Raw genomic sequence first — 2464 nt, 5'->3', positions numbered from 1 at the left:
CCCGCAGCCGGTCCCGGCCGCGCAGCAGGCGCCCGCCCCGGCGGCGGACTTCCAGCCGTTCTGGTTCGCCGTCCCGGCCCCGCGCCAGCTGGCCCCGAAGGACAACCCGGCCGGCGCCCCGGTCGGCGAGGTCGTGCCGGGCACCTGGTACCTGGCCGTCGAGCAGCGCGGCGCCGCGCTGGTCGCGCAGCTGCCGGACGGCAGCCAGGGCGTGCTGGCCGACACCACGGGCATCCAGCGCGGCTGATACAGCACGGCTGACGCCCGCGGACGCACACCGCGAAGGGGCGGGACCGGTTCTCCGGTCCCGCCCCTTCCGCGTGTACGCGCCGTCTCCGCGCCCTGTGCGCGCGGTGCGCCCTGTGCGCCCGATCCGTACGGACGTCCGCTCCGCGTACGCCCGTCCCGCGCGCGCCCCGTCCCGCGCGCGTGCGCCGGGCTCAGCAGCAGTCCGCGACCACCAGCCCGGCCGGCAGCTGCTCCCCGCCGAAGACCGCGACCGTCGCCGGGTCCCCGCCGAGCGCGGCCACCGCGAGCAGCAGCGCCCCGGCCGTCCAGGTGGTGCGCTCCTCCGGCCAGATCGCGTCGTCCTCGAAGACGTACCCGGTCCAGTACGAGCCGTCCTCGTGCCGCAGGTGCTTCTGGATCCAGCGCAGGATGTCCACCGCGCGGTCGGACTGGCCGATGGCCCAGAGCGCGAGCGCCAGCTCGGCGCTCTCGCCGCCGGTCACCCACGGGCGGTCGCTGACGCAGCGCACGCCGAGGCCGGGGACGACGAAGCGCTCCCAGTCCCGCTCGATCCGGGCCACCGCCGCCTCGCCGCGCAGGCCGGTGCCGAGCACCGGGTAGTACCAGTCCATCGAGTAGCGGCCCTTGTCCAGGAACCGCTCGGGGTGGTGGGAGACGGCGTGCCCCAGCCGGCCGGCCGCGAGCTCCCAGTCGGGCTGCGGCTCCTCCAGGTACTCGGCGACGGCCAGGCCGCAACGCAGCGCGTGCAGGATGCTGGACGAGCCGGTGAGCAGCGCCTCGTCGGTGGCGGTGCCGTCCCCGTCGACCCGCCAGGCGATCGGGCCGCCGGGCAGCCGCAGCCCGACGATGAAGTCCAGGGCGCGCCGGACGACCGGCCAGATCCACTCCAGGAAGGCGTCGTCGCCGGTGCTGAGGTGGTGGTGCCAGACCCCGACCGCGATGTACGCGCAGAAGTTGCTCTCCTTGGCCCGGTCGGTGACCGCGCCGTCGGTGTACGCGGCGTACCAGGAGCCGTCCGGGTTCTGGGCGGCGGCGAGCCAGCGGTAGGCGGCCTCGGCGGCGGCGTGCTCGCCGGCCGTGTCGAGGGCCATCGCCGCCTCGGTGTGGTCCCAGGGGTCGAGGTGGTGGCCGGCGAACCAGGGTATGGCGCCGTCGGGGCGCTGCTCGGCCAGGATGCTGCGCACGGTGTCGGCGGCCTGCTCGGCGTCGAGCACCCCGTCGAGCAGCAGCACCTCGGGGACGGCGGCCGTCACGCCGTCCCGCCCGGCGCGCGGTTGGGCTTGGAGGCGTACGCGACGAAGCTCTTGCCGATCACCGGGTTGAGGGCCCGCTCGGCGGCCCTGGTGAGGCTGCTGATCACCGGGGTGCCGACGATGTCCCAGACCAGCAGCTGGTGGTAGGCCTTGACCGGCAGCGCCTTGTCGTTGTCGACGCCGACCGCGCACTTGATCCACCAGTACGGCGAGTGCAGCGCGTGCGCGTGGTGGGTGCCGTACGGCTCCAGGCCGGCGTCCTTGAGCTTCTCGAGCAGCTCGTCGCCCCGGTAGATCCGGATGTGGCCGCCCTCGTTGGCGTGGTACTCGTCGGACAGCGCCCAGCAGATCTTCTCCGGGAGCCAGCGGGGCACGGTGACGGCGAGCAGGCCGCCCGGCTTGAGGACCCGGAACATCTCGTTGAGCACGCCCTTGTCGTCCGGGATGTGCTCCATCACCTCGGAGATGATGATCTTGTCGAAGTACTCGTCCTCGAACGGCAGCGCCAGCGCGTTGCCCTCCATCGCGACCGCCGACGCGCCCTCGGGGGCCTCACCGGCCTGCTCCATCGCCGCGAACCACTTCCTGACCTCGGCGATCTCCTCGGTGTTCTGGTCGAGGGCGATCACGTTGGCGCCACGGCGGTAGCACTCGAACGCGTGCCGGCCCCCGCCGCAGCCCAGGTCGAGCACCCGGTCGCCGGGGGCGAGCGGGAAGCGCGAGAAATCGACGGTCAGCACTGCAGGACTCCCATTCCTATTGCTACCAAGCGTTCTTGACGCTTCGTCACGCCACTCCCGGCACGTCACGCTTCGTCGGGCAGGCTCGCCCTGCCGCCACCGCTCCGCCTCCGCCGACCGGCCGTCACCGACCTGCCGCGGGCGGGCGGCTAGGCCACGTACCGCCAGCCCGGCCCCGAGCGGGCCCGGGCGCCGACGCCGGTGGCGAGCGCCGCGCGGTAG

2 protein-coding genes and 1 pseudogene are annotated in these 2464 nt (G+C 74.2%); 1 reads left to right on the top strand and 2 read right to left on the bottom strand.

Annotation, left to right across the window (positions count from 1 at the left end):
- Positions 1–247: pseudogene (locus AE652_RS39490) on the top strand (hypothetical protein); the annotation flags it as partial.
- A 193-nt stretch (positions 248–440) separates the two neighbouring features.
- Here the strand turns inward: AE652_RS39490 and AE652_RS39485 are convergent.
- Positions 441–1502 (bottom strand): prenyltransferase, encoded by a 1062-nt coding sequence (locus tag AE652_RS39485; RefSeq protein ID WP_234348709.1) that lies wholly within the window; start codon positions 1500–1502, stop codon positions 441–443.
- Complete coding sequence (locus AE652_RS39480) at positions 1499–2242, bottom strand: class I SAM-dependent methyltransferase (RefSeq protein WP_049660417.1); 744 nt, start codon at positions 2240–2242, stop codon at positions 1499–1501. The genes AE652_RS39485 and AE652_RS39480 overlap by 4 nt, the downstream gene beginning before the upstream one ends.
- Positions 2243–2464: the final 222 nt, after the last annotated feature.

Origin of the sequence: Kitasatospora sp. MY 5-36 (assembly GCF_001182915.1) — a bacterium.
GTDB lineage: Bacteria > Actinomycetota > Actinomycetes > Streptomycetales > Streptomycetaceae > Kitasatospora.
Note: the sequence above shows the minus strand (reverse complement) of the source record. Positions and strands in the feature narration are given on the sequence as shown.